Annotated in this window: 2 protein-coding genes; both read left to right on the forward strand. The window is 45.1% G+C overall.

The features are described from left to right. A partial coding sequence (gene cpdA, locus R7044_RS24445; RefSeq protein ID WP_225455905.1) for a 3',5'-cyclic-AMP phosphodiesterase occupies positions 1 to 549 on the forward strand: 549 nt, incomplete at its 5' end. A 48-nt stretch (positions 550 to 597) separates the two neighbouring features. Beyond that, positions 598 to 994 (forward strand): YqiA/YcfP family alpha/beta fold hydrolase (locus tag R7044_RS24450; protein WP_318141736.1); only part of this gene is annotated, 397 nt, incomplete at its 3' end.

Raw genomic sequence — 994 nt, forward strand, 5'->3', positions numbered from 1 at the left:
AATCACGATTACAAACCCAATATGGGCAGTGTGTTACCTTCACCACAAATTCAAGCGGCAGAACATGTGTTGCTGGGTGAAAAGTGGCAATTGATTTTGCTTGATTCTCAAGTAGTAGGCGTGCCTCATGGGCGTTTAAGCGATCAGCAGTTGACTCTTTTGGAAGAGAAATTAACGGAATTTCCTGAGCGTCATACACTGGTTTTATTGCATCACCATCCTTTGCTGGTGGGGAGCGCTTGGCTTGATCAGCATACGTTGAAAGACGCAGAAGCGTTTTGGCAAGTTGTGGATCGATTCGACAATGTAAAAGGCATTTTGTGTGGGCATGTTCATCAAGACATGAACGTAATACACAAAGGTATTCGAGTGATGGCAACACCATCAACGTGTGTCCAGTTTAAGCCGAATTCCGATGATTTCGCGCTTGATACCACATCCCCAGGTTGGCGTGAGCTAGAACTGCACACCAACGGCGACATCACAACCCATGTCGACCGTTTACCAGAAGGCCAATTCCAGCCAGATTTCTCTTCCAACGGATATTAATGATGCCCGAGCTCTGAGTTCGGGCTCGCTTTTTCATGCGAGACTTCTATGAGTAAACCTTCACTTCTATTGTACATCCACGGTTTCAACAGCTCACCGCTCTCAATGAAAGCCAATTTAATGAGAGAATATTGCGCGCAGCATCGTCCGGACATCAAAGTCATCGTCCCACAATTGCCTTGCTTTCCTGAACAAGCCGCTCAATTGTTGTTGGATATTGCTGAGCAATACAAAGATGACTACAACATTGGCTTAGTGGGTAGCTCGCTTGGTGGTTACATGTCGACGTGGTTAAACGCTAAGTATGGTTTTAAAGCGGTTGTCGTGAACCCTGCAGTTAAACCTTATGAGTTGCTTGTTGATTATTTGGGAGAGCAAATCAACCCATACACGCATGAAACCTATACACTTGAAGCTTGTCATATTGACGAGTTAAAAGCTCTTG

The sequence above is a fragment of the Vibrio sp. 1402 genome, assembly GCF_033340275.1.